Below are 22,877 nucleotides of genomic sequence, written 5' to 3'. Positions count from 1 at the left end.
GAGTTTTTCAACATGGTGACCAAAATTCTAAAAGCACCGGACGGCTCTCCAAGTGATGTTGAACGCATTAAAAAAGAAAGTGATTATTTGCGCGGCACGCTGAAAGAAGTGATGCTCGATCGAATCAGTGCCGGAATTCCGGATGATGACAACCGCCTGATGAAACACCACGGCAGTTATTTGCAGGATGACCGCGACCTCCGAAATGAACGCCAAAAGCAGAAGCTTGAGCCCGCATATCAGTTCATGCTGCGCGTGCGTATGCCAGGGGGCGTCTCGACGCCTGAACAATGGCTTGTCATGGATGAGCTGTCCCAGAAATACGGGAACGGCACATTAAAATTGACGACACGTGAAACGTTCCAAATGCACGGGATTCTGAAATGGAACATGAAGAAAACCATTCAGACGATCCACTCAGCACTTTTGGATACGATCGCAGCCTGCGGAGACGTAAACCGTAACGTCATGTGTGCATCAAACCCTTATCAATCTGAAATCCACTCAGAGGTATACGAGTGGTCTAAAAAATTAAGTGATGATCTGCTGCCGCGGACGAGAGCATATCATGAAATTTGGCTTGATGAGGAAAGAGTTGCCGGCACGCCGGAGGAAGAAGTCGAGCCAATGTACGGACCGCTCTATCTGCCGCGGAAGTTTAAAATCGGTATTGCCGTTCCGCCGTCTAATGATATTGACGTCTTTTCACAAGATCTGGGATTCATTGCGATTGTCGAGGATGGCAAGCTGATCGGTTTTAACGTGGCAATCGGCGGCGGTATGGGAATGACGCATGGCGATACTGCGACATATCCGCAATTAGCCAAGGTGATCGGTTTCTGCCGGCCTGAGCAAATGTATGACGTTGCTGAAAAAACGATTACGATTCAGCGTGATTACGGCAACCGTTCTGTCCGTAAAAATGCGCGGTTCAAATACACAGTTGACCGCCTCGGTTTAGAAAACGTAAAAGAAGAATTGGAAAACCGTCTCGGCTGGAGCCTGGAAGAAGCGAAGCCGTATCATTTCGATCATAACGGCGACCGCTATGGCTGGGTGGAAGGCATCGAGGATAAATGGCATTTCACGCTGTTTGTCGAAGGCGGCCGTATAACGGATTACGATGATTATAAGCTGATGACTGGCTTGCGGGAAATCGCCAAAGTTCATACAGGTGAGTTCCGGCTGACAGCCAATCAGAACTTAATGATTGCGAACGTTTCAAGCGATAAAAAAGAAGAAATCAGTGCTTTAATTGAACAGTACGGACTAACTGACGGCAAGCACTATTCAGCACTTCGCCGCAGCTCGATGGCATGCGTCGCTCTTCCGACCTGCGGATTGGCAATGGCCGAAGCAGAACGTTATTTGCCGACCCTGTTAGATAAGATTGAAGAGATTATTGACGAAAACGGCCTTCGTGATCAGGAAATCACCATTCGCATGACAGGGTGTCCGAACGGCTGTGCACGTCATGCACTCGGTGAGATCGGATTTATCGGAAAGGCGCCGGGCAAATATAATATGTATCTTGGCGCTGCGTTTGACGGAAGCCGTTTAAGCAAAATGTACCGTGAAAACATCGGTGAAGCAGACATTTTAAGCGAGCTGCGCATCCTTCTTTCCCGCTATGCGAAAGAACGTGAGGAAGGCGAGCATTTCGGTGACTTTGTCATCCGCGCGGGCATTATCAAAGCAACAACTGACGGTACGAATTTTCATGATTGAGAAAGAAAGACGAGAGACAGGGAGTAGCTTCCTGTCTCTTTTTTCTATAATTTGCTCTGCTGCAAAAAAGTTCACTGTGAGCATATCATGAGAAAAAATACCCTAAAAAGGGTACTATAAAAGAAGACAAGTGTGGAGAGAACTCCTGCGAAACCACATAGCGTATGCAAGGCCACCCTAGCTCAAGGGCTTTTAGACAAACAGATTTTTTGGCTCATCATGCCGACACACAACAGACGAAGGAGGTCATGCATTTGGACATATTTTTAGTTGTGCTCGTATTATTAACGATTATTGCGATTTCTAATATCGTGAACCGGTTTATTCCGTTTATTCCGGTGCCGCTGATTCAAGTGGCTCTTGGGATTCTTGCCGCCTCATTTCCACAGGGACTTCATTTTGAATTAAACACCGAATTGTTTTTTGTTCTGTTTATCGCGCCTCTGCTATTTAATGATGGAAAGAGGACACCGCGGGCAGAGCTTTGGAATTTAAGGGCTCCGATTTTATTGCTTGCACTCGGCCTTGTATTTGCGACTGTGATTGTAGGCGGCTACACGATTCACTGGATGATTCCTGCTATTCCGCTGGCAGCGGCCTTTGGACTTGCGGCCATTCTTTCACCGACTGATGTCGTCGCTGTCAGCGCATTATCAGGAAGAGTGAAAATGCCAAAAGGAATTCTTCGCCTGCTGGAAGGTGAGGGGCTGATGAATGACGCATCAGGTCTGGTGGCCTTTAAGTTTGCGATTGCAGCGGCAGTGACTGGTGCATTTTCATTAGCACAAGCGGCTGTCAGCTTTGTCTTTATTTCTCTCGGAGGCTTGCTGTGCGGGGTTGTCATTTCATTTTTGATTATTCGTTTTCGCCTATTTCTGCGCCGCCTTGGCATGCAGGATGTCACGATGCATATGCTGATTCAAATTCTGACGCCGTTTGTGATTTATTTGGCAGCTGAAGAAATCGGCGTTTCCGGCATTTTAGCTGTTGTGGCTGGCGGTATTACCCATGCGGTTGAACAGGATCGTCTGGAATCAACGATGATCAAGCTGCAAATTGTCTCCTCAAGTACGTGGAACATTATTTTATTTATTTTGAACGGCCTGGTCTTCGTTATTCTCGGCACGCAAATCCCTGATGTTATTTCTGTTATCTTTAACGACACTGCCATCAGCAACATGAAGGTGATCGGCTATATCCTAGTCATCACATTTACGTTAATGCTCCTGAGATTCCTGTGGGTGCTGTTCTTCTGGAACGGCAAATGGTTCTTTAATAAAGATCAGAACATCTATAAACCGGGTCTTCGTTCGACGCTGTTAATTTCGATTTCCGGTGTGCGTGGAGCAGTAACGCTTGCAGGTTCTTTTTCCATTCCGTATTTCCTGGAGGACGGCACGCCGTTTCCGGAAAGAAATCTGATTCTCTTTTTAGCAGCCGGCGTCATTTTATGCACGCTTGTCATTGCTACCGTTGTGCTGCCGATTCTGACTGAAAAAGAAGAAGAGGACGAGGAACGAAACAAGAAGCTGCTGACGGCGAGACGCAAATTGATCAAAACAGCCCTTCAAACGATTAAAGAGGACATGAATGAGACAAACAAAACGGCCTCTCTTGCGGTGATAGCTGAATACAATGAGAAAATGAAAAATCTTCGTTTTCAGCAGTATACATCGTCTAATCGCATCAAAAAGCACGAGCGTAAAGTCCGTGCCCAAGGGGTTAAGGCAGAGCAAGAGGCGCTGATGAAAATGCTGGAGCGGGGAGACATCCCGGAAGAAACAGCAAATGTGCTGCAAGAACGATTTAACGAGTTGGAAATTTTGTATGCGAACCCGTTTAAAGTCGGATTATCAAAAACAAGGCTCAAGAGGCTGATGTATTGGATTTTCTTCGGTGAACATAAAAAGCCGGAGATGTCGATTTTAAATGAAGCGGGATTGATACGGGCAACAAGAGTGAAAACGGCAAAAGCAGCGATAGAATATCTGGAAAAACACAAGACGGAAGAGCATAAAGAAGTGTTTTTATCTGTCATTACATTCTATAAACAGTTAATTTTCAGGCTGGAGCACAGCCATCATGAGCTGAAATCAAGCGCCCATTTTGAAAATCAGAAGCTGGAAGTGAAGCTGAAGGCTGTACAGGCGATCAGAAATGAAATTCAAACACTTTTCGAGGAAAGAGAAATTTCCCGGGACATCTCCCATGAGCTTCGCCAATACATTAATGATGTCGAAGCCGCCATGCTTGAAGGCGGCGAATAAATGCAGAAAAAAAGCTGGCGTTAGAGCGCCAGCTTTTTTTATATTAAGGGCGATGAAATGCGACAGTGCTGCCATCCCGGTCGAACCAGCCTCTGAAGGCCCAGTTGATCCAGCCGCCATCGCCTTTGTTTGTAAAGGTTCCATCTTCAAATACCCAAATGCCATACGTAATGCCGTCGTAAACGGCTGAGCCGTAAAATTGCACACCGTTCAAATGATCTTCATATTCCTGGCTTAAATTAAAGACCATGACGTTATATTTTTGGCCGGACGCGTAGAAGGAAGACTCCATGAGGTTTTTCACAAAGCCATCCCTATTCTGTGCGGATTTGATGGCATCAGCGATCTGGTTGGCAATTCCAAGTACATCCAGGTTGACGTTTAAACCTACATCAGCGGCAGTTGTTCCAGCAGTAGTTGTCTGCGACATCTTCGGAGCAGGATTTTCTTCAGCGGAAGCAAAGGACGCAAAGGACAAAGGGGCAATTGTCAAAGCGGCACCAAGAGCAAGTGTCATTGGGATACGAATACGTTTCAAGTTGTTTCCTCCTTTGTTTTCATTTGGTTACACTACACGCATACCCTGCTCAATGTATTTGTAATCTCAATATTGTTAAAATAGGAAAAAAATAGTGTTTGGATTTGCCTGTGCTGTGAAAAAAGAAGCAAAAAGAGGGTCTTAAGCGTATTATTGGTATCGGCTGAGAGGAATGTGAGATAATATAGACGCTTACATTTCAGTGAAAGGGTGGAGGTTCAAGTGCCAACAAGTTTAAAAGATACTGTAAAGTTACATAACGGAGTTGAAATGCCTTGGTTCGGTCTGGGCGTTTTTAAAGTAGAAAATGGTAATGAAGCGACTGAATCAGTGAAAGCGGCAATTAAAAATGGCTATCGCAGTATTGATACAGCAGCGATCTACAAAAATGAAGAAGGCGTTGGCATCGGGATTAAAGAATCCGGTGTGGCAAGAGAAGAGCTCTTCATCACATCAAAAGTGTGGAATGAAGATCAAGGCTATGAAACAACGCTTGCTGCCTTTGAAAAAAGCCTAGAAAGACTGCAGCTTGATTACTTAGATTTATATTTGATCCATTGGCCTGGCAAAGATAAATATAAAGATACATGGCGCGCGCTTGAAAAGCTGTACAAAGACGGCAAAATTCGCGCGATCGGCGTCAGCAATTTCCAAGTTCATCATTTAGAAGAGCTGTTGAAAGATGCTGAAATCAAACCGATGGTGAACCAAGTTGAATTTCACCCTCGCTTGACGCAAAAAGAATTAAGAGATTACTGCAAAGGGCAAGGAATTCAGCTGGAAGCGTGGTCTCCGCTCATGCAGGGACAGCTTTTGGATAACGAAGTGCTGACACAGATTGCTGAAAAACACAATAAATCTGTGGCTCAAGTGATTTTGCGCTGGGATCTGCAGCATGAAGTTGTAACCATTCCAAAATCCATTAAAGAACACCGTATCATCGAAAACGCTGATATTTTTGATTTCGAATTGTCTCAAGAAGACATGGACAAAATTGACGCATTAAATAAAGATGAGCGTGTCGGCCCAAATCCTGATGAGCTTCTGTTTTAATCAAAAAACTCCCCGTTACGGGGAGTTTTTTAGTGCGTTTTTTTCTGTTGAATGAAAAACAGCATCAAAAAGGAAATGACAACAATACAGACGACCCACGCCCAGGCAAGGGTATTGTTGCCGGAATCCAATGAGACATATATCGCCGTCGGCAGTGTTTGCGTAACACCGGGGATGTTCCCTGCAAACATGAGTGTTGCGCCAAATTCTCCGAGCGCCCGTGCAAGGCTGAGGATGCTTCCGGTCAGCAATGAAGGATAGGCAAGCGGGACGGAGATATGGATAAACACTTTCCATCTGCTAGCGCCGTCTACCATGGCCGCACCTTGTATATCGGGGTCAATGTCAGCAAATCCGGTTTTGGCTGATTGGTACATAAGCGGAAAGGCTACAACAGCCGAGGCGATCACAGCGGCCCACCAGGTGAAAATGACAGGCTGCCGGAAGATCCACTCGATGGCTTGTCCGATGAAGCTGTGCTTTCCGAAAATGACGATCAAAATAAAACCGACAACAGTAGGCGGAAGAACGAGCGGAAGCATAAAACATGTTTCGAGTGCCGTTTTTCCGAAAAATGATGCCCGTGACATCCATGCTCCAGCAAGTGTTCCGAGAATAATGACAGCAATTCCGGCAACTGCCGCCACCTGAAAGGAAAGCACAACGGGTGTGAAAAATTCTGAAGCGCTTATGCTACTCGGCAGTAAAGCCATATTTCTCAAATACTTTCATTGCTTCATCAGATTGCAGGTATTCGTAAAATTCCTTCGCTTCCTTACGGTGTTTTGTATCTTTTACGATTCCTAACGGATAGACAATTGGGCTGTGTGTATCTGCTTTTGCCTCGTCGATAATGTTGACCTTTTTCGAGACCAGGGCATCTGTTTTATAAACAATACCAGCGTCCACATTGCCGGTTTCAACATAAGAAAGAACTTGGCGAACGTCTTTTCCATACACAATTTTATCCTTCACTTTGTCCCATAAAGACAGCTTTGTCAGTGATTCTTTCCCATAAGCTCCTGCCGGTACGGATTCCGGCGTGCCGAGAGCGATTTTTTCTGATTCAGCCAGATTGCTGAAGCTTGTCACAGGTGAATCACCGTTTTTCGGTACGACCAGCACAATTTCATTACCGACTAAATCAGTGCTGTCTTTTTTTGCGATATCTCCATCATCCACCAGCTTTTTAAATTTATCCTCAGCAGCTGAGAAGAACAGATCGGCTCCTGCTCCTTGAGAAATCTGTTTTTGCAAGGCGCCGGATGAGCCATAGTTATCTTGGATGGTAATACTTTGATGCTCTTTTTCATAATTTTTTTGGATTTCCTCAAGTGCATCCTGCGCGCTGGCGGCAGCTGAGATGGTTAACGTTACTTTTTTCTCGCTGTCCGTTGAAGACTGGTTTGAAGAACAGCCTGCTACAAGCAGAAAAGCAGTTAAGGCTGCGATGAAAATAGAATACTTCTTAAACATGATTGCACCCCTTATCATTAGATATAACTAATTATAACTGATTATGTTTGGTTTATGTGGGTTTTTTTACATTCGACGAAAAGGTATAATAAAATAGGAGAGTGATGATGATGAATGAAACCTCTTCCTATACGATAGAAGAAGTTGCAGGTCTGCTGAAGGTATCAAAGCTGACCGTTTATGACTTGATTAAAAAAGGCGTGCTGCCTGCTTACCGTGTCGGAAGGCAGATGCGTGTGGATGAAGAAGATTTAAAGCAATATAAAACGAATATGAGAATGTCTCAGCCCATCGCTGCAAAAGAAGCGCCGAAACAGGTGCAGGAGGCTGAGCCGGACGGCAGACCAAATGTCATGATCAGCGGACAGGACATTTCGATGGATATCCTCAGCAAGCATTTGGAGAATGCCATTCAGGAGACGCCGCTCCGTAAATACAAAGGAAGCTTAAACAGCCTGATTGATATGTATCAAGGCAAGTGTGACATTGTCAGCCTCCATTTGTACGATGCAGAAACGGGCCAGTATAACGCGCCTTATGTAAAACGGATTTTGACAGGTGAACCGTTTTGTCTCATCAATGTCGTTCTCCGCAAAGCAGGACTGTATGTGCAAAAAGGGAATCCGAAAAACATTCAAGGCTGGAAAGACTTGAAAAGAGCCGATATCCGGATCATCAACAGGGAAAAGGGTTCTGGCGCAAGGGTGCTCCTTGATGAACAGCTTGGCTTGCTTGGTGTGAATCCGGCTGATGTAGTGGGATATGGCGATATCGTGACTGATCATTACGCTGTCGCTTCACAAGTTTCAAGCGGACAGGCTGACGCGGGAATCGGGGCGCAGCACGCGGCACATATGGGCAGTGTTGATTTTATCCCGCTCATCGACGAACAATATGATATTGTCGTTTTGAAAAAACATGAGCAGCTGCTTAAGGCCGTGAAGGAGATTTTGAATTCTGAGGAATACAAGGCGAATTTGTCTCAATTAAACGGCTATGAAACGAAGCTGACTGGCAAGGTGATATTGGAAACGTAAAAAATCCCTCTTGATAGAGGGATTTTTTTCATTCGGAAAACCTGAGCAGGTCACCATTTAAAATTTTATCAGAGAAAGACAGTTCTTCGTTTGCTTTCTCCTTATAAGGGAGGCACGCATCCTGATCTTCCAGCACTTCACCTGTTTTTTGGCTATAGCACGTGTTCTTTGTGTATATATAATCGTTCGTAATAAAGCTGCCGTTTCGCAGAACGGCGAATGGGGTGCGGTCGCCCGACAGCAAATCATTGCCGAATTGGATATCGCCTTTTGTCTCAACGCCGAGCAAATGCATCAGCGTCGGCCTGACGTCGACCTGTCCCCCGGCATCAGGGATGGTTTCCGGCTTTTGATCGGTGATTCCCGGGATATGTATGATAAACGGCACCCGCTGGAGCTGAACGTTGTCATACGGTGTGATTTCGTCTTTCCCTAAAAACTCAGCCATTGCCTCGTTATGGGCTTCAGAAATGCCGTAATGATCTCCCATAAATACGATCATCGAATTTTCGTATAAGCCTTCGTCTTTCAGTTTTTTGATAAAATGCTTCAATGCTTCATCCTCATAGCGAACCGTGGTCACATAGCGGTTTAACAGATCACTGCTTGAATCGAATTCATCTATCAGCTGATCCTTTTCATCAATCTCAAACGGAAAATGATTCGTTAACGTGATAAAACTGCTGTAGAACGGCTGTGGCAGGCTTTTCAGCTTTTCGGCGGACTGCTCTAAAAATTCTTTGTCTTTTAAGCCCCAGCTTGTCGATGTCCCGGGAGTGACATGAAAATCATCAACATCAAAAAAGCGGTCAATGCCAAACGTATCGTACATGACATCTCTGTTCCAAAATGTTTTATGGTTAGCATGAAAGACGGCTGAATAATAATCGTGCTGTTTCAGCGATTTATACATCGTATGAAATTGATGGTCGCTTTTCGTGAAAAAGACGGCGCCGCTAAGGGAAGGATACAGTGAGTTAGCGACGATAAATTCTGAATCTGATGTTTTTCCTTGTTCTGTTTGCTGATAGAAATGATCAAAGGAATAGCTTTTTTTTATGAGATCATTCATAAATGGGGTAATTTCTTTTCCATTTACTTTTTCATTCAGAACAAAGCTTTGGGTCGATTCAAGTGTTACAAAGATGACATTGCGCCCCTTTGCAAGACCGAATTTGCTTTGATCAGGCTTGCTGTAATCAGCCTCTGTGTAGTTTTTAATGGCAGTTATACTGTCTTCATCGGCAAAAGCTTTCGCGCTGATATTAACAGTCTGAGAAATTGTATCGTAAATATGGAACTGAAACAGACCGATGCTTTTGACTAGCATTTCCCGGTCAAAAGAATGTGCCAAAAGCTTCGGCTGCTGTACTTCTGCAAGTGCCAGTGTGCATAAAAGCATGCCGCAGGAAGCTGCATAGTACCGTTTGATCGTGCGGGGAGCGGCTTTTGTCTGTGGGTGTTTGGTTTTTCTGGCGAACAGCAGCAGAAAAACCAAATCCGCAAACAGGGCGATAAACAGAGGATGGAACAGTTCTTTTACACTGCTGCCCATATCGCTCATGTTGCTCGCCTGAAATAAAACCGGGATGGTAATAAAATCGATATAAAAGCCGTAAAAAATCGTATTAGAGATCAAGATAACAGTCAGAACCAAATTGGCAATCAGCAAAAAGGCCCGCTGCTTGTTTTCTTTTAGAAACAGGCCGATCCCGAATAAAGGAAGAATAAAGCTGAGCGGGTTGACCAGCAGCATTAGCTCCTCCAACAGAGTATCGATTTGCAAATCAAAGCCGAGTTTATATATCACATACGTTTTGATCCACATAAATAAGATCGAAAAACATAAAAACCGCTGATTGTGAAAAAAGGTTCCTTTCATCAATATGACTCCTCACGTTTTCTTGATCATCTGCATGAAATGCTTCTTAAGTAAAACCTACTAAAAACAGCCGGTTCAGACAAGTCTCAGCACTCATGTTTAAAACATGCGGCCATGAAACAGCATATAAAAGTAGTAACATGAAGCAAGGGTCAGGCCGGCTAGCACGAGCTGCTCAGAAAAACTGCCTGTCTTCATATATAATGGAAGCCGAACGCGGATCGTGGAAGGGAATAATAATTTGATTCCGTTCACCGTCCAAGCGTCAAGAATCAAGTGGCTCGCCATTCCGATCATCAGGCCGGCTGATATGTTTTTATCTGGAATGTATGTAGAAGTGATAAAAAACATGATGAGCATAAACAGCAGGCTGTGTGTAAAGGTGCGATGGCCAAAAACGGAGCTGACCACTTTCGATAAAATAGGAAATTTTCTCCCGATTTTGCTTTGTGTGTGGCAGATATCGGGTATTAATGCTCCAACCGCGCCTGACGCAGCCATAAGCACTGGATCAAATCCATAATAATAAGCCGCTGCCGTACAAGAAGCGATGCCTCCCATGATGTGTGTTTTTCCTGTCATTTGCCGCTTCTCCTTTTATCTTTTGCAAAAAATCTCTGAATTACAAATATATCAAGAGAATGTATGTTTGATCAACAGGACTTTGGACGATAAAAAATATCCCGCATAATTTTTCAGGAAAAAGGCATCTTAAACATGTACCTATTTTTTAAAAGAGGTGATTACGAATGGGTTTCTTTAATAAAGATAAAGGAAAACGTTCCGAAAAAGAAAAAAACGTAATCCAAGGAGCTCTTGAAGATGCTGGTTCAGCTCTAAAAGATGATCCGCTTCAAGAAGCTGTGCAAAAAAAGAAAAATAATCGATAACCACATGCGGATAGGGCTTGGCTCTATCCGTATTTTCCATCTGTTCCCTTTGACAGATCATCCTTTCTTTGATAACCTTCTGGGAGTAACTGAATAATTAAATCCTCACTCTTTCTCAGTGAGGTAGAGGTTGCGCGGATGATGAGTCACACATGCTAGGCTGACAGGGGCTGTTAAACATGTGTAAAAGGCATCAGCGCCGAAGTGTGGAGAAAGCCGATCCTTCTCTATGCTGGGACTGTATCTGAATAAGTGCAGGACTGCCGCGTGCTTTTTCGCGGAGGGCTATCCGGAGATCAAGGGTGTGTGTTTCTTTAAGCATGGACTTTTGTTCAGGCTTTTTTTGAGTTTATATGATCTCGGGGTCTGGTCCGTACAAAGAATCATGGAGGTACTGGAATGGAACAGACAAAAAAATGGGGTTTTTGGTTATTAACGGCGTTTGTCGTTGGAAATATGGTTGGATCAGGAATTTTCTCCTTGCCGAGCTCGCTTGCTTCAATTGCGAGTCCGTTTGGAGCTACGTCCGCCTGGCTTTTGACAGGTGCCGGCGTGCTGATGATTGCACTTGTGTTCGGACACTTGTCCATTCGCAAGCCTGAACTGACAGCGGGACCGCAAAGTTATGCAAGAGCGCTGTTTTCTGACCCGAAAAAAGGCAACGCTGCCGGTTTCACAATGGTGTGGGGCTACTGGGTGGCGAGCTGGATCAGTAACGTGGCGATCATCACAAGTCTCGCCGGTTACTTGACTTCGTTCTTCCCGATCTTGGTTGATAAACGTGAGATGTTTTCGATCGGCGGGCAAGAGGTGACACTCGGCCAATTACTGACGTTTGCCGTATGTACGATCTTGTTATGGGGAACGCACGCGATTCTTGTTGCCAGCATTAACGGCGCAAGTAAATTAAACTTTGTCACAACGCTTTCTAAAGTATTAGGTTTTGTCTTCTTTATCGTTGCCGGTTTGTTTGTGTTTCAAACGACATTATTCGGTCATTTTTATTTCCCGGTTCAAGGAGAAAACGGCACAAGCATTGGAATTGGCGGCCAGGTTCATAACGCCGCGATTTCTACACTGTGGGCGTTTGTCGGAATTGAATCCGCGGTGATCCTGTCCGGCCGTGCGCGCTCTCAGCGTGATGTGAAACGTGCGACAATTACCGGCTTGCTGATTGCCTTGAGCATATATATTATTGTGACTTTAATTACGATGGGTGTTCTGCCGCATGATAAGCTTGTCGGCTCTGAAAAACCATTTGTTGATGTACTCTATGCGATTGTTGGAAACGCGGGAAGCGTGATTATGGCGCTTTTGGCTATCCTTTGTTTATTCGGAACGATGCTCGGCTGGATTTTGCTTGGCTCTGAGGTGCCATACCAAGCCGCTAAAGCAGGAGATTTCCCGGCATTTTTTGCAAAAACGAATAAAAAGGGAAGTCCGGTCATTGCACTCATTATTACAAACGTCATGTCACAGGTCTTCATTTTCTCGGTTATTTCCCGGACAATAAGTGACGCATTTACATTTTTAACGACAGCGGCTACACTCGCATATTTAATTCCGTATCTGGTATCTGCAATCTACAGCTTGAAGGTAGTCATCAAAGGTGAAACGTATGACCAGCTGAAAGGCTCCCGTGTAAGAGACGGATTGATCGCGATACTGGCGTGTGCATACTCCGTGTTTGTTATCGTAACAGGCACAGCAGATTTAACGACATTTATACTCGGCATCGGTTTATTCTTTGTCGGCTTAATCGTTTATCCATTTGTGAGTAAAAAGTTCCAGAAAGAAAAACAAGCATAATGAAAAGACACCTGATTTGCTCAGGTGTCTTTTTTATAAAATCACAATTTCTCCTGTTAGGAATCCGTTCGTTAAATATGCAAAAAACGTTTTTCAGTCTCTCCAGCATAAAAAAACTGATCGTGATGAGGATGCAGCTTAATATGAATGGCTCAAAGAAAATATCCGATATGATTCAAATTGAGCCGTTCCTTATAAATAAGCAAAAGAGCCGCGGGCAGGCGGCTCTTTTGTTTATTTAGTCAAGCTTTCCGTAATAAACTCCAGTTGTCCTTCTAATGAAATCGGGTCTGTGAAATAGAATCCGATCGGATCCATCTTGTAGACATGGCCATTTTTAACGGCATTCAGGTTCTTCCAAATGGAGCTTTCAAAAACGCCGCCATCATCACCGCCTGATTGCCATGGGCCCGCGAAAATGTAATCTCCGGCGAAGTCAGGGAGCTTCTCTAATGAAATACTTGTATAACCTGGCCCCTGGTCAATGGCTTTTTCTTTTGTCAGCTTTGTAGCCTGCAGGCCGAGGTCTTTGTAAATGATGCTTCCGCCTCTTCCAAAGTCTTTACCAAATACGTAAATGTCTTTTCCGTTCGTTTGCATAATGGAAATGGTTTTGTCACCGACCGCTTTTTTGATTTTTGTTTTAGCGGCCGCAACTTTTTTATCCCACTTGGCCAGCCATTTTTCAGCTTTATCTTCAGTTCCCGTCATTTTTGCAAATTCTTTCAGTTGTTCGATGTTGTCGAGCTTATCGTATTTTACTGCGACAGTCGGCGCAATTTTTTCAAGCTTTTTAATATCAGCGCCCTGTGTTGTCCAAACGATAATCAGGTCAGGGTTCAAATCAATGACCTTTTCAACCGAAGTGCCGTCTCCGATGTTTTCAACGCCGTCGGTTTTTCCTTTGTAGTAAGGGTTTTTAAATACATTCTCAGGCGCACCGACAACGTTGATGCCGAGTGTTTTGAAGTAGCCGTAATAGCCGTCTGCCATGACAACCACCCGTTTAGGATGCTTCGGGATTTTTACATTTCCGTTTTCAGCCTTGTATGTATAGGTTTCTGCGCCTTTTGAATCAGAGGCAGAACCTTTGCTTTCTGAGTTATTCCCGCAGGCTGTCAGCGCTGCAATCAATAACAGGGCAAAAAACGCGGCTCCGAGTTTCTTGTATATATGGGTCATATCTCATACCTTCTTTCTAAAAAATAGATGAAAAAGAGAATCATTATCATCTGTGATTATACCACTGCAAGTGCCGGTTGACACGATATTTTTGCAAATGCATTTTCATTTTTGTTCAAAACACTCTATTAAATCAGCTGAAAAAAGTGATATACTGAAACAGCAATTGATAATCATTATCAGTAACAGAAAGGAAGTACGGCAGTTGAGTCAACATAAAAATATACAGACTGCATCAGAAAAAATCCAATGGACGCCAAGGACATATGGCGCGGTCATCGTCCTTATTGCAGGTCTATGTCTGCTTTGCCTTGGCGCATTTTTATCCATATCCCTCGGTGCAGCGGATATTCATTTGCGCACTGTATGGGACGCCATTTTTCATTATCAGCCGACAAAGACATCTCACCAAATTATACATGATCTTCGGCTTCCGAGAACGGCGGCTGCCGCGCTTGTAGGCGCATTGTTGGCAGTGTCGGGAGCAATCATGCAGGGGATGACGAGAAACCCTTTGGCAGAGCCTTCGATTATGGGTGTGACATCAGGCTCTGCGTTTGCGGTTTCGATTGCGTTTGCCTTTTTTCCCGGGCTTTCTGCAATGGGGCTTGTGCTATGGTCCTTTGCGGGAGCGGGGCTGGGGGCATCGACGGTAATGGGCATAGGCATGTTTTCAAGGGGCGGACTTACGCCTGTAAAGCTTGCTCTGGCGGGTACGGCAGTTACTTATTTCTTTACCGGCATTTCAACTGCCATTGCAATCCGCTTTGATGTCGCTCAGGATATCAGCTTTTGGTACGCAGGCGGGGTAGCGGGTGTGAAATGGTCGGGGGTCCAGCTTTTGCTTATTGCAGGGGCTGTCGGTTTAACGCTCGCGTTTTTCATCGCCCGGTCTGTTACAGTGTTAAGTCTCGGTGACGATCTGGCAAAAGGGCTTGGACAATATACATCAGCGGTGAAACTGGTTGGCATGCTTATTGTAGTAATTCTGACCGGAGCTGCGGTTTCCATTGCCGGCACCATTGCATTTATCGGGCTGATCATTCCGCATATTACCCGTTTTTTGGTCGGTGTGGATTATCGGTGGATCATTCCTTGCTCGGCGGTGCTCGGTGCTGTTTTGCTTGTTTTTGCTGACATAGCGGCCAGACTCGTAAATGCGCCCTTTGAAACGCCTGTCGGCGCGCTGACTTCTCTTATCGGCGTTCCCTTTTTCTTTTATTTGGCACGTCGTGAAAGGAGAGGGCTGTAATGAAAACAAAAACAAACAAACCGCTCATTGTAATGGCTGTGACCTTTTTGCTTATCGTGGTGGTCTTTTTTATCAGTCTCAATTTGGGCGTTATCAAAATTGCACCGCTTAAAACGCTTCAGGTCTTTTTCGGCCAAGGAACGGCGCGTGATGAACTTGTCTTATTTGAGTTCAGGCTGCCCCGGATCATCCTTTCTTTGCTTGTTGGAGCAGGGATCTCCGTAGCTGGAGCCATTTTGCAAAGCGTGTCTCAAAATGAACTTGCCGAGCCTGGTATTCTCGGAATTAACGCCGGTGGTTCACTTGCTGTAGTGCTTTTTATATACTTTTTTCAAGGGTCAGCTTCAGATCTTAGCTTTTTCGGAACATTTATGCTGCCGTTCAGTGCTTTGGCAGGAGCAATCCTCGCTGCGTTTCTCATTTATATTCTGGCATGGAAAAAAGGCGTGACACCGATTCGGCTGATTTTAGTCGGCATAGGGGTGAATGCCGGATTCAACGCCCTGTTGCTGATTTTTCAGCTCAAGATGGACCCTCATGATTTTATGCAAGCCGCGGTTTGGATATCCGGCTCAATATGGGGGGCGAACTGGAATATGATCTGGGCGATTCTCCCTTGGATTGTGATCTTGCTTCTGTTTACTTTATATAAGGCACGCTATTTGAACATTATGCAGCTCGGAGACCAATTGGCGACCGGGCTGGGCACCGCTGTTGAAAAGGAAAGACGGATTCTTCTTCTGGCAGCGGTCACTCTTGCCGCTTCATGCGTGGCAGCTGCGGGGGGCATTGCGTTTCTCGGATTGATCGCGCCGCATGTGGCTAGAAGGCTGACCGGTCCACGTCACCAGACGCTGATACCGGTCTCCGCCTTCATCGGCTCATTCCTGTTTTTGCTTGCTGATACGCTGGCGAGAAATGTATTGGCACCATCAGAAATTCCGGTCGGACTTGTCATTTCCGTGCTAGGTGCGCCTTACTTTATTTATTTATTGATGAAAGCGAATTAGAGGAGGGGGCCGAATATGAATTCATTATCAACGGAACAGCTTGGAATCGGTTATGGCGACAGGGTGATTGTAGAGGATTTAAATATATCGATTCCTAAAGGGAAAATTACCACCTTAATTGGCCCGAACGGCTGCGGGAAATCAACGATTTTAAAAACAATGTCCAGAATTATGCGTTCACATGCAGGTGCCGTCTATTTAAACGGCAAAGCGATTCATAAAATGTCTACAAAGGACATTGCAAAAGATATGGCGATTCTTCCACAGACACCTGAAGCGCCGAGCGGCCTAACAGTGCACGAATTGGTGTCGTACGGCAGGTTTCCGCATCAATCAGGATTCGGCAGATTAAATGACGAAGACCGCCGGATTATCAAATGGGCGCTTGAAGAAACAGGCATGGCTGAATATGCTGAACGGCCGATTGAGGCATTGTCAGGCGGACAGCGTCAACGTGTGTGGATTGCCATGGCGCTTGCGCAAGGGACGGAACTGCTTCTGCTGGATGAACCTACAACGTATCTTGATCTTGCACATCAGCTTGAAATTCTGCAGCTGCTTGACAGACTCAACAAAGAGCAAGGGCGGACGATTTTAATGGTCATTCATGATCTTAACCATGCAGCTCGTTTTTCTCATTATATGATCGCGCTCAAAAAAGGCACGGTCATCAAGGAAGGAACTGCTCTGGAGGTCATGACACCAGACATTTTGAAGCAGGTATTTCAGATTGATGCCGAAATCGTGACTGATCCCCGTACAAATAAACCTGTATGCTTGACATATGACTTGATTAAAAATGAAAAAGAGCTAGTTACTGTATGAAAAAATCCCGGTTTGAAGCCGGGATTTTTTTTATTCGGCTTTGAAAATACAATTTTTCTATTTGATTCCGTCATTTCAATAAAAGGATTGCAAGTCTTTTTGAATTAATAGATAATATTGGTTAGAATGTTTCGAAAATATTACATAGTTTACAGAAAGAGGAGATCGTTGTGTCCAAGAAGAAAAAATGGCTTATTGGCGGTGCGATATGTGCCGGTGTGCTTGTATTGGCTGGGATCGGCGCTGGCGGTTTTTACTTTTTTACTCACATGAACCAAGTTGCCGTATCATCGGAGCCCTATGCTGAATCGGTCGCGGTATACATGGGAGGAGATTCAGAATCAGGCCAAACGTTTTCTGGAAAGGTTGAACCTGAGAAACAGCAGAAAGTATACATAGATTCAGAAAAAGGCAGCATTAAAAAAACATACGTCAAAGAAGGCGATCAGGTTAAAAAGGGCGATAAGCTTTTTGAGTATGAGGGCGAGGATCATTCTGATGAAGTGGAGCAAGCCAATTTGCAAATTGAAATGACAAATCTGCAAATCAACCGTTTGCAAAAATCAATAACGGAAACGGAAAAGAAGCTGAAAGTTGCAGGGAAAGAAGAGAAAACCCAGCTTCAAGATGAACTTGACCAAGCCAATTTCGATTTGAAAACAAGCCAGCTTGAACTGAAGCAGCATCAAAAAGAACTGGCTGGCCTGACGAAAAACAAAGGTTCCAATGTCATTACAAGCAAGCATGACGGAATCGTTCAAAGCGTCAATCAGGATATCGCTGACGGTGCAACAGGCGACCAGGCAGCAGGCCCGTATATCCAGATTGTTTCGACAGGCAAATATCTGGTCAAAAGCCAAATCAATGAGCTGTTAATGGACACGATCAAAAAAGGCAGCAAAGTCAGGGTCACGCTGAAAACAGGCGGTGAGGGCGAGTGGAAAGGAAAGGTCACCTCGATCGGCAAGCTTCCAGCGGGAGCAGGCGAGGGTGAAGAATCAGAAAGCTTTGCTGATGAAGAAATGAATCCCCAGTCCTCTAACTATCCTTTCACCATTTTATTAGACAGCCATAAAGGTCTTGAAGTCGGCTATCATGTCAACATCGAAGTGATGAGTGATAATGCTGATGCGGACACGATCAAGCTGCCGTCCGACATGGTCATTCAGGATGACGGCGAACCGTACGTATGGAAAGCTGATGAGAATCACAAAGCGGTTAAGCAGCCTGTTGAAATCGGAGAGACTGATGAAAATGACATGGTGGAAATTAAGAGCGGCCTGACGCCGGAAGATTATGTGATCTATCCTGATCCCGCGGTCAAGGAAGGAAAGCAGGTTACAGTCAATGCTGACACTGAATAATATTTCGAAGTCGTACAAGCTGGGAAAAGAAGAAGTTCCAATCTTGAAACATATCAATCTGACTGTTCAGGCGGGGGAGTTTTTAGCTATTATGGGGCCTTCCGGTTCTGGAAAGTCAACGCTAATGAATATTATCGGCTGTTTGGACAGGCCAACCTCAGGAACCTATACGCTTGACCAGATCGATATATTGAAAGGGAAAGACGGGGCTTTAGCCGAAATTCGCAATGAATCAATCGGGTTTGTGTTTCAAACTTTCCATTTGCTGCCGCGTCTCACCGCGCTGCAAAATGTCGAGCTGCCGATGATCTACAATAAAGTGAAGAAAAAAGAGAGAAGGCAACGGGCATATGAAGCGCTGGAAAAGGTCGGATTAAAAGACAGGGTCTCCTACAAACCGCCTAAGCTGTCCGGCGGCCAAAAGCAGCGGGTGGCGATAGCGAGGGCCCTTGTCAATCAGCCGAGGTTTATTTTAGCTGATGAACCGACCGGGGCGCTTGATACCAAATCAAGTGAACAAATTTTGTCACTGTTTTCTGAACTGCATCGGGAAGGCAAGACCATTATTATGATAACCCACGACCCGGACGTCGCCAAAAAAGCTGACAGAACCGTTTTTATCAGAGACGGAGAGCTGGTATTAGATGAGAGAGGGGATATCAGCCATGCTTGAACATATTCGAATCTCCTTTCAATCCATTTTTTCTCATAAATTAAGATCGATTCTGACAATGCTCGGCGTGATTATCGGCATAGCGGCAATCATCGCGATTGTTTCAATGCTGAAGGGCCAAAGTGAGCAATTAAAGCAAAGTATGATCGGCATGGGAAACAACGCGATCAACGTTGTCTACCAGCCGTCTGGCGGAGAAGAGGAGAGCGGCGGCCCTCAGGTGTCGTATGCGTCCGCGCCGCCTGTAGCGGAAGAAACAGTAAAGGCGATCAAATCAGATCCGATGGTCAAAGGATTATCCTTATATTACTTGTCAGAAGGCGCGAGCGTTTTTCATTTAACAAACGTTTCGTATCCCCAAGTGTATGGAGTGGACGATGATTACTTCGACATGTTTCCAATCCGAATAACCGAAGGGAGAAAGCTGACGGAAAACGATTTAAACAGCACACACCAAGTAGTGATGATCAATGAAGCTGTCAGAGATGAACTGTTTCCAGACGGAGAAGCTCTGCATAAAAACATTGAGATGAATGGTGTGCCGTTTAAGGTCGTCGGTGTTTTTAAAGAAAAAAATCAACAGGAAAGCATGTTTGAAGGCGACTATGCGAACCCGGTTTTGTACGTGCCGAAAAAAGTGTGGCCGCTTATTGAAGGGTTTGACGCGCCAACGCAGATTGCCGTGCAGGCTGATTCTTCTGAGCATATCCAAGAAGCGGGTGGAATGGCTGCAGATCTTTTAAATCAGGGACTGTCAGAAGCTGAGCTGGAAAAAGCAGAGTACAGTGTAATGGATCTTCAGGAGATCGCGCAGAAAGTGGAGTCCTTTAATCAGTCATTTGCATTGCTGCTTGGCGGAATCGCCAGTATTTCACTTTTGGTGGGCGGTATCGGCGTCATGAATATTATGCTCGTTTCCGTAACGGAGCGCACGAGGGAAATCGGAATTAAGAAAGCGCTCGGTGCTAAGCGGCGTGTGATTTTATTTCAATTTTTAACCGAGGCTGTCGTGCTGACAAGCATTGGCGGAATACTCGGTGTGCTGGCGGGCTTCGGCATCGCCAAGCTGCTGACGGTCATTTTTCCGATGCCTTTTATCGTCTCCATTCCAGCTGTTGTCGGAGCACTCATCTTTTCAATGGCAGTCGGCATTATCTTCGGCTTGCTTCCGTCTATCAAGGCTTCGAAGCTTCAGCCTGTAGACGCGCTTCGCTATGAATAAAAAGAACGCATCCAATTGGAATGCGTTCTTTTTTTAGCTGGGAAGAGCCGAGTTGCATTTGTCTAAAATCAAAAAAACGGCTGCGACAATCATTTCTTCTGTGGTGGACAGCCAGATGTCGCTGATCAATTGGTCTGTTGTATGAGCAGTCATCCACAAAAATAGCAGCTGTACGATGCCGGCAAGGAGAATGAATAGACGTTTTCCTGTCTTGAAAAATGTAAAGCTATGTATCATCAGCCTTTCAAATGGTTCAAAGCATAATCCGAGAACAAGAAATACCACGGCAAAAAGCAGGACATGAGCTGCTGAGCGGTAGCTCGTTCCCGCTAAAGAAAACAATATATAGATGACAGCAAAATAGGTCAACACCACTGCTGCTGCGGCCAGCAAGTACTTTATGGAGAGCCGCAATAAGCGTTTTGAAGGGTTTTGATGTTTCACTGGTTCAGCTCCTTATGAAGGCTTGCAGAGAACGAGTGCTCTCTGCAAGCCGCAAGTCTTTTATTTACTGCATTTCTTTTTCACTACTGGGTGCTTTTCTTTTGAAAGCACATCAGTAAAGTCTTTGCCCAAGTCAAGGTGCGCTTGAACAAATTTTTCAGGAAGCATGGCAAGCCATTGGTTTAAAGATACATCAGCATAATGGTCGTCTTTGAAGATTTCTAAAAAGACAAGCGGTTCATCCCCGATGTTTTCAACGTAATGACCCATTGCAAATGGTACATATCCGACATCACCGGCTTGGTAATTAAATGTTCTGGCATGGCCGTCAGATGCAAAAACGGTCATTCTAGCTTTACCGGAGATGTAGTATTGCCATTCGTGGGTATTCGGATGCCAGTGCAGTTCTCTCATGGCGCCGGGTTCTACTGTTACGAGCGCTGATGCGATGGTTTTAGACACTTTGAAGTTTGTCGAATCTGCAATGTATACTTTTCCTCCCTCAGATTCGATCGGCTCTTGTTCAAGAAGGCGGTAAGTAAATGGATAAGGCACTTCGCCATTCGGCCCTTCCACAATATCATCTTTTAAACTGCCAGGAAGTTGGTTTTCAAATATATATTTTTCTTTGCCAGGTAAATTGGCAATCTCTTCTTTTGTCACGCCAAAGTTCGCAGCAATGACTTCTTTTGGAGTGTGGGCCAGCCAATCTGTCAGCTGGAACGTGCTGTTTTCAGAGAATGATCCATCGTCAAACACGAGCAGGAACTCAGCTCCCTCCTCCAGCGCTTGGATGGAGTGCGGCAGGCCTGACGGGAAGTACCAAAGGTCTCCTTCACCTACATCGTCAATAAAGCTGCGCCCTTTTTCATCTACAATTGTGACTCTTGCACTTCCGTAAATCATATAAGCCCATTCAGCTTCTTTATGCCAGTGAAGCTCGCGAATCGCGCCTGGCTTCAGCCGCATATTTACGGATGCAAGGTTTTCTGAAATCGGCAATTCACGTACTGTCACTTCCCGGGCATATCCGCCTTTTTCTAATCGGTTATGAGTATCAGAGAATGAAAACTTCATATTGCTGACGGTGCCATGATCGGTTTCAGGCGGAACGAGCATATCAGGGTTTTGCCGGTCTCTTTCAATATTGCGCGGGATTTTTACCGTTGCTCCTTTGTCTCCTCTAATTGGCTGCGGAATGTCATTTTGTTTTTTCATGAAATGTTTCCTCCTTACATTTAAATGTGATAGCAGAAAGAGAAGGTGAAAGGCCTTTCGTTTTCCCTTCTGTTTTGTTAAGTGAAAAAAACCAGTGAAAAGTCAACTTCGATTGAAAAATTATTTTTTTGCATGATCTTTCAGTTCTGTCATTAGTTCTATTAGTTGATCAAACTTCTTTTCGAATCGGGTCAGCAGATACATTGCAATCAGCGCGGGAAACCCCAAATTGCCGATCTGTTTTACGACTTCCTCTATAAAAACCTGATCCATAGGAAAATACCTCCCTTCTTTTTCTGCAGTCATGTATGTAAGTGAGGAAAACCGATAAAACGTAAACTGCTGCAAAGTATTTTGGAAGACACTAGGCGGAAAGTAGTAGTTTACTTTTTTTTGCTTTCCTTCATTTAATTTAGTAGGGAGGCGGTTTGATGGACTATCAAAGTCTTTTACGGTCAAAATGTAAGGAGATAATGAAGCATCCCATCGTGAAGCATTTTTTGAGCAATCCTCAGCATTACCGTTTGTTCAAAAACGTAATGGAAAGCCCTAACGAAAAAGATGCAAGATCATTGGACGAGCTATTTAAGCAATTTTATAAAGAAATCCGCATCGTCAAGTATATGAATTCAATGATTCGCATCTTTTCTATTGATTTTGATAAGCGGGTTCGCAAAAACCAAAAACGGTATCCACTGACGGTTGATCATCCGGAGGCGGGAGATCGGCTTCCTTCCGAAACAGGTAGCGATGCATTTGAAGAATTTTTAGACAGGCAGGATGATTTGAGCCAGCATGTACAGGATTACCAGCTCTACCAAGCGATCCAGAAGCTGACTGACAAACAAAAAAGTGTGCTGACGAAAGTCTATCTTCACGGTGCCACGATGCAGGAGATTGCAGATTCATTAGGGGAGTCCCGACAAAACATCTCCAACATTCATAAAAAGGGGCTGGAGAATATCAGAAAGCAGTTAGCGGCGCAAAAAAAGGGGGAAAAGTAAGCT

The 22,877-nt window shown here is 44.8% G+C and carries 22 protein-coding genes and 1 riboswitch; of the genes, 13 read left to right on the top strand and 9 right to left on the bottom strand.

Translation table 11 applies throughout. The features are described 5' to 3' along the window. Positions 1-12 precede the first annotated feature (12 nt). Positions 13-1,728, top strand: coding sequence for an assimilatory sulfite reductase (NADPH) hemoprotein subunit (gene cysI, locus NSQ83_RS17670; RefSeq protein WP_038429618.1), 1,716 nt, complete (start codon positions 13-15; stop codon positions 1,726-1,728). 254 nt (positions 1,729-1,982) lie between these two features. Next, positions 1,983-3,995: a Na+/H+ antiporter gene (locus NSQ83_RS17665; protein ID WP_015714699.1), complete on the top strand. Its 2,013-nt coding sequence runs from the start codon at positions 1,983-1,985 to the stop codon at positions 3,993-3,995. A gap of 43 nt (positions 3,996-4,038) precedes the next feature. On the opposite strand, the gene yvgO is transcribed toward NSQ83_RS17665, so the two are convergent. Further along, entirely contained in the window at positions 4,039-4,533 is a 495-nt protein-coding gene (gene yvgO, locus NSQ83_RS17660) for a stress response protein YvgO (RefSeq protein WP_033884899.1), read from the bottom strand. A gap of 222 nt (positions 4,534-4,755) precedes the next feature. On the opposite strand from yvgO, the gene pgoN reads away from it, so the two are divergent. Next, positions 4,756-5,586, top strand: a complete 831-nt coding sequence (gene pgoN / locus NSQ83_RS17655) for a glyoxal/methylglyoxal reductase (protein ID WP_033884897.1) — start codon at positions 4,756-4,758, stop codon at positions 5,584-5,586. Positions 5,587-5,615: 29 nt separating this feature from the next. On the opposite strand, the gene modB is transcribed toward pgoN, so the two are convergent. Next, positions 5,616-6,308 (bottom strand): molybdate ABC transporter permease subunit, encoded by a 693-nt coding sequence (gene modB, locus NSQ83_RS17650; RefSeq protein WP_198878508.1) that lies wholly within the window; start codon positions 6,306-6,308, stop codon positions 5,616-5,618. Further along, positions 6,280-7,062, bottom strand: coding sequence for a molybdate ABC transporter substrate-binding protein (gene modA / locus NSQ83_RS17645; RefSeq protein ID WP_204551377.1), 783 nt, complete (start codon positions 7,060-7,062; stop codon positions 6,280-6,282). The genes modB and modA overlap by 29 nt, the downstream gene beginning before the upstream one ends. Positions 7,063-7,172: 110 nt before the next feature. On the opposite strand from modA, the gene NSQ83_RS17640 reads away from it, so the two are divergent. Further along, on the top strand, positions 7,173-8,099 hold the full coding sequence (locus NSQ83_RS17640) for a substrate-binding domain-containing protein (RefSeq protein WP_043858963.1): 927 nt from the start codon (positions 7,173-7,175) through the stop codon (positions 8,097-8,099). A gap of 28 nt (positions 8,100-8,127) precedes the next feature. Here NSQ83_RS17640 and NSQ83_RS17635 read toward each other — a convergent pair whose 3' ends face one another. Both NSQ83_RS17635 and NSQ83_RS17630 read right to left on the bottom strand, forming a co-directional pair. After that, the gene (locus tag NSQ83_RS17635; protein ID WP_204551376.1) at positions 8,128-9,981 is read right to left on the bottom strand and encodes an LTA synthase family protein; all 1,854 of its coding nucleotides are present in this window, start codon (positions 9,979-9,981) and stop codon (positions 8,128-8,130) included. A gap of 99 nt (positions 9,982-10,080) precedes the next feature. Next, positions 10,081-10,563: a metal-dependent hydrolase gene (locus NSQ83_RS17630; protein ID WP_003228444.1), complete on the bottom strand. Its 483-nt coding sequence runs from the start codon at positions 10,561-10,563 to the stop codon at positions 10,081-10,083. A gap of 167 nt (positions 10,564-10,730) precedes the next feature. Here NSQ83_RS17630 and sspJ point away from each other — a divergent pair, with 167 nt between their 5' ends. After that, on the top strand, positions 10,731-10,871 hold the full coding sequence (gene sspJ, locus NSQ83_RS17625; protein ID WP_003221612.1) for a small acid-soluble spore protein SspJ: 141 nt from the start codon (positions 10,731-10,733) through the stop codon (positions 10,869-10,871). A gap of 116 nt (positions 10,872-10,987) precedes the next feature. After that, positions 10,988-11,167, top strand: a riboswitch (Lysine riboswitch). 103 nt (positions 11,168-11,270) lie between these two features. Beyond that, positions 11,271-12,680: an amino acid permease gene (locus tag NSQ83_RS17620; protein WP_021480593.1), complete on the top strand. Its 1,410-nt coding sequence runs from the start codon at positions 11,271-11,273 to the stop codon at positions 12,678-12,680. Between the two features lie 234 nt (positions 12,681-12,914). Here NSQ83_RS17620 and NSQ83_RS17615 read toward each other — a convergent pair whose 3' ends face one another. Beyond that, the gene (locus NSQ83_RS17615) at positions 12,915-13,862 is read right to left on the bottom strand and encodes an iron-hydroxamate ABC transporter substrate-binding protein (RefSeq protein WP_204551375.1); all 948 of its coding nucleotides are present in this window, start codon (positions 13,860-13,862) and stop codon (positions 12,915-12,917) included. A 205-nt stretch (positions 13,863-14,067) separates the two neighbouring features. Here NSQ83_RS17615 and NSQ83_RS17610 point away from each other — a divergent pair, with 205 nt between their 5' ends. The 6 genes from NSQ83_RS17610 (at position 14,068) to NSQ83_RS17585 (ending at position 20,208) form a co-directional block, all read left to right on the top strand. Continuing rightward, entirely contained in the window at positions 14,068-15,114 is a 1,047-nt protein-coding gene (locus tag NSQ83_RS17610; RefSeq protein ID WP_204551374.1) for an iron ABC transporter permease, read from the top strand. Continuing rightward, entirely contained in the window at positions 15,114-16,124 is a 1,011-nt protein-coding gene (locus NSQ83_RS17605; protein WP_003244298.1) for an iron chelate uptake ABC transporter family permease subunit, read from the top strand. The genes NSQ83_RS17610 and NSQ83_RS17605 overlap by 1 nt, the downstream gene beginning before the upstream one ends. Positions 16,125-16,139: 15 nt before the next feature. Then, the gene (locus tag NSQ83_RS17600; RefSeq protein ID WP_003243882.1) at positions 16,140-16,949 is read left to right on the top strand and encodes an ABC transporter ATP-binding protein; all 810 of its coding nucleotides are present in this window, start codon (positions 16,140-16,142) and stop codon (positions 16,947-16,949) included. A 170-nt stretch (positions 16,950-17,119) separates the two neighbouring features. Next, the gene (locus NSQ83_RS17595; protein WP_021480587.1) at positions 17,120-18,313 is read left to right on the top strand and encodes an efflux RND transporter periplasmic adaptor subunit; all 1,194 of its coding nucleotides are present in this window, start codon (positions 17,120-17,122) and stop codon (positions 18,311-18,313) included. Further along, positions 18,297-18,986 (top strand): ABC transporter ATP-binding protein, encoded by a 690-nt coding sequence (locus NSQ83_RS17590; protein ID WP_014480848.1) that lies wholly within the window; start codon positions 18,297-18,299, stop codon positions 18,984-18,986. Before NSQ83_RS17595 ends, NSQ83_RS17590 begins: the two co-directional genes overlap by 17 nt. After that, the gene (locus tag NSQ83_RS17585; protein ID WP_204551373.1) at positions 18,979-20,208 is read left to right on the top strand and encodes an ABC transporter permease; all 1,230 of its coding nucleotides are present in this window, start codon (positions 18,979-18,981) and stop codon (positions 20,206-20,208) included. Before NSQ83_RS17590 ends, NSQ83_RS17585 begins: the two co-directional genes overlap by 8 nt. A gap of 33 nt (positions 20,209-20,241) precedes the next feature. On the opposite strand, the gene rsiO is transcribed toward NSQ83_RS17585, so the two are convergent. The 3 genes from rsiO to NSQ83_RS17570 all read right to left on the bottom strand — a co-directional run bounded on the left by rsiO (position 20,242) and on the right by NSQ83_RS17570 (position 22,143). After that, positions 20,242-20,652, bottom strand: coding sequence for an acid stress-sensitive anti sigma factor RsiO (rsiO, locus tag NSQ83_RS17580; RefSeq protein ID WP_003243579.1), 411 nt, complete (start codon positions 20,650-20,652; stop codon positions 20,242-20,244). Between the two features lie 60 nt (positions 20,653-20,712). Beyond that, complete coding sequence (oxdC, locus tag NSQ83_RS17575) at positions 20,713-21,870, bottom strand: oxalate decarboxylase (protein WP_042974741.1); 1,158 nt, start codon at positions 21,868-21,870, stop codon at positions 20,713-20,715. A 120-nt stretch (positions 21,871-21,990) separates the two neighbouring features. After that, entirely contained in the window at positions 21,991-22,143 is a 153-nt protein-coding gene (locus tag NSQ83_RS17570) for a YvrJ family protein (protein ID WP_003244090.1), read from the bottom strand. 200 nt (positions 22,144-22,343) lie between these two features. Here NSQ83_RS17570 and sigO point away from each other — a divergent pair, with 200 nt between their 5' ends. Next, positions 22,344-22,874 carry an RNA polymerase sigma factor SigO gene (gene sigO / locus NSQ83_RS17565; RefSeq protein ID WP_072692766.1) on the top strand — a complete coding sequence of 177 codons (531 nt, stop codon included), beginning with the start codon at positions 22,344-22,346 and terminating at the stop codon, positions 22,872-22,874. Positions 22,875-22,877: the final 3 nt, after the last annotated feature.

Origin of the sequence: Bacillus sp. PS217 (assembly GCF_037963535.1) — a bacterium.
Classification (GTDB): domain Bacteria; phylum Bacillota; class Bacilli; order Bacillales; family Bacillaceae; genus Bacillus; species Bacillus subtilis.
Note: the sequence above shows the minus strand (reverse complement) of the source record. Positions and strands in the feature narration are given on the sequence as shown.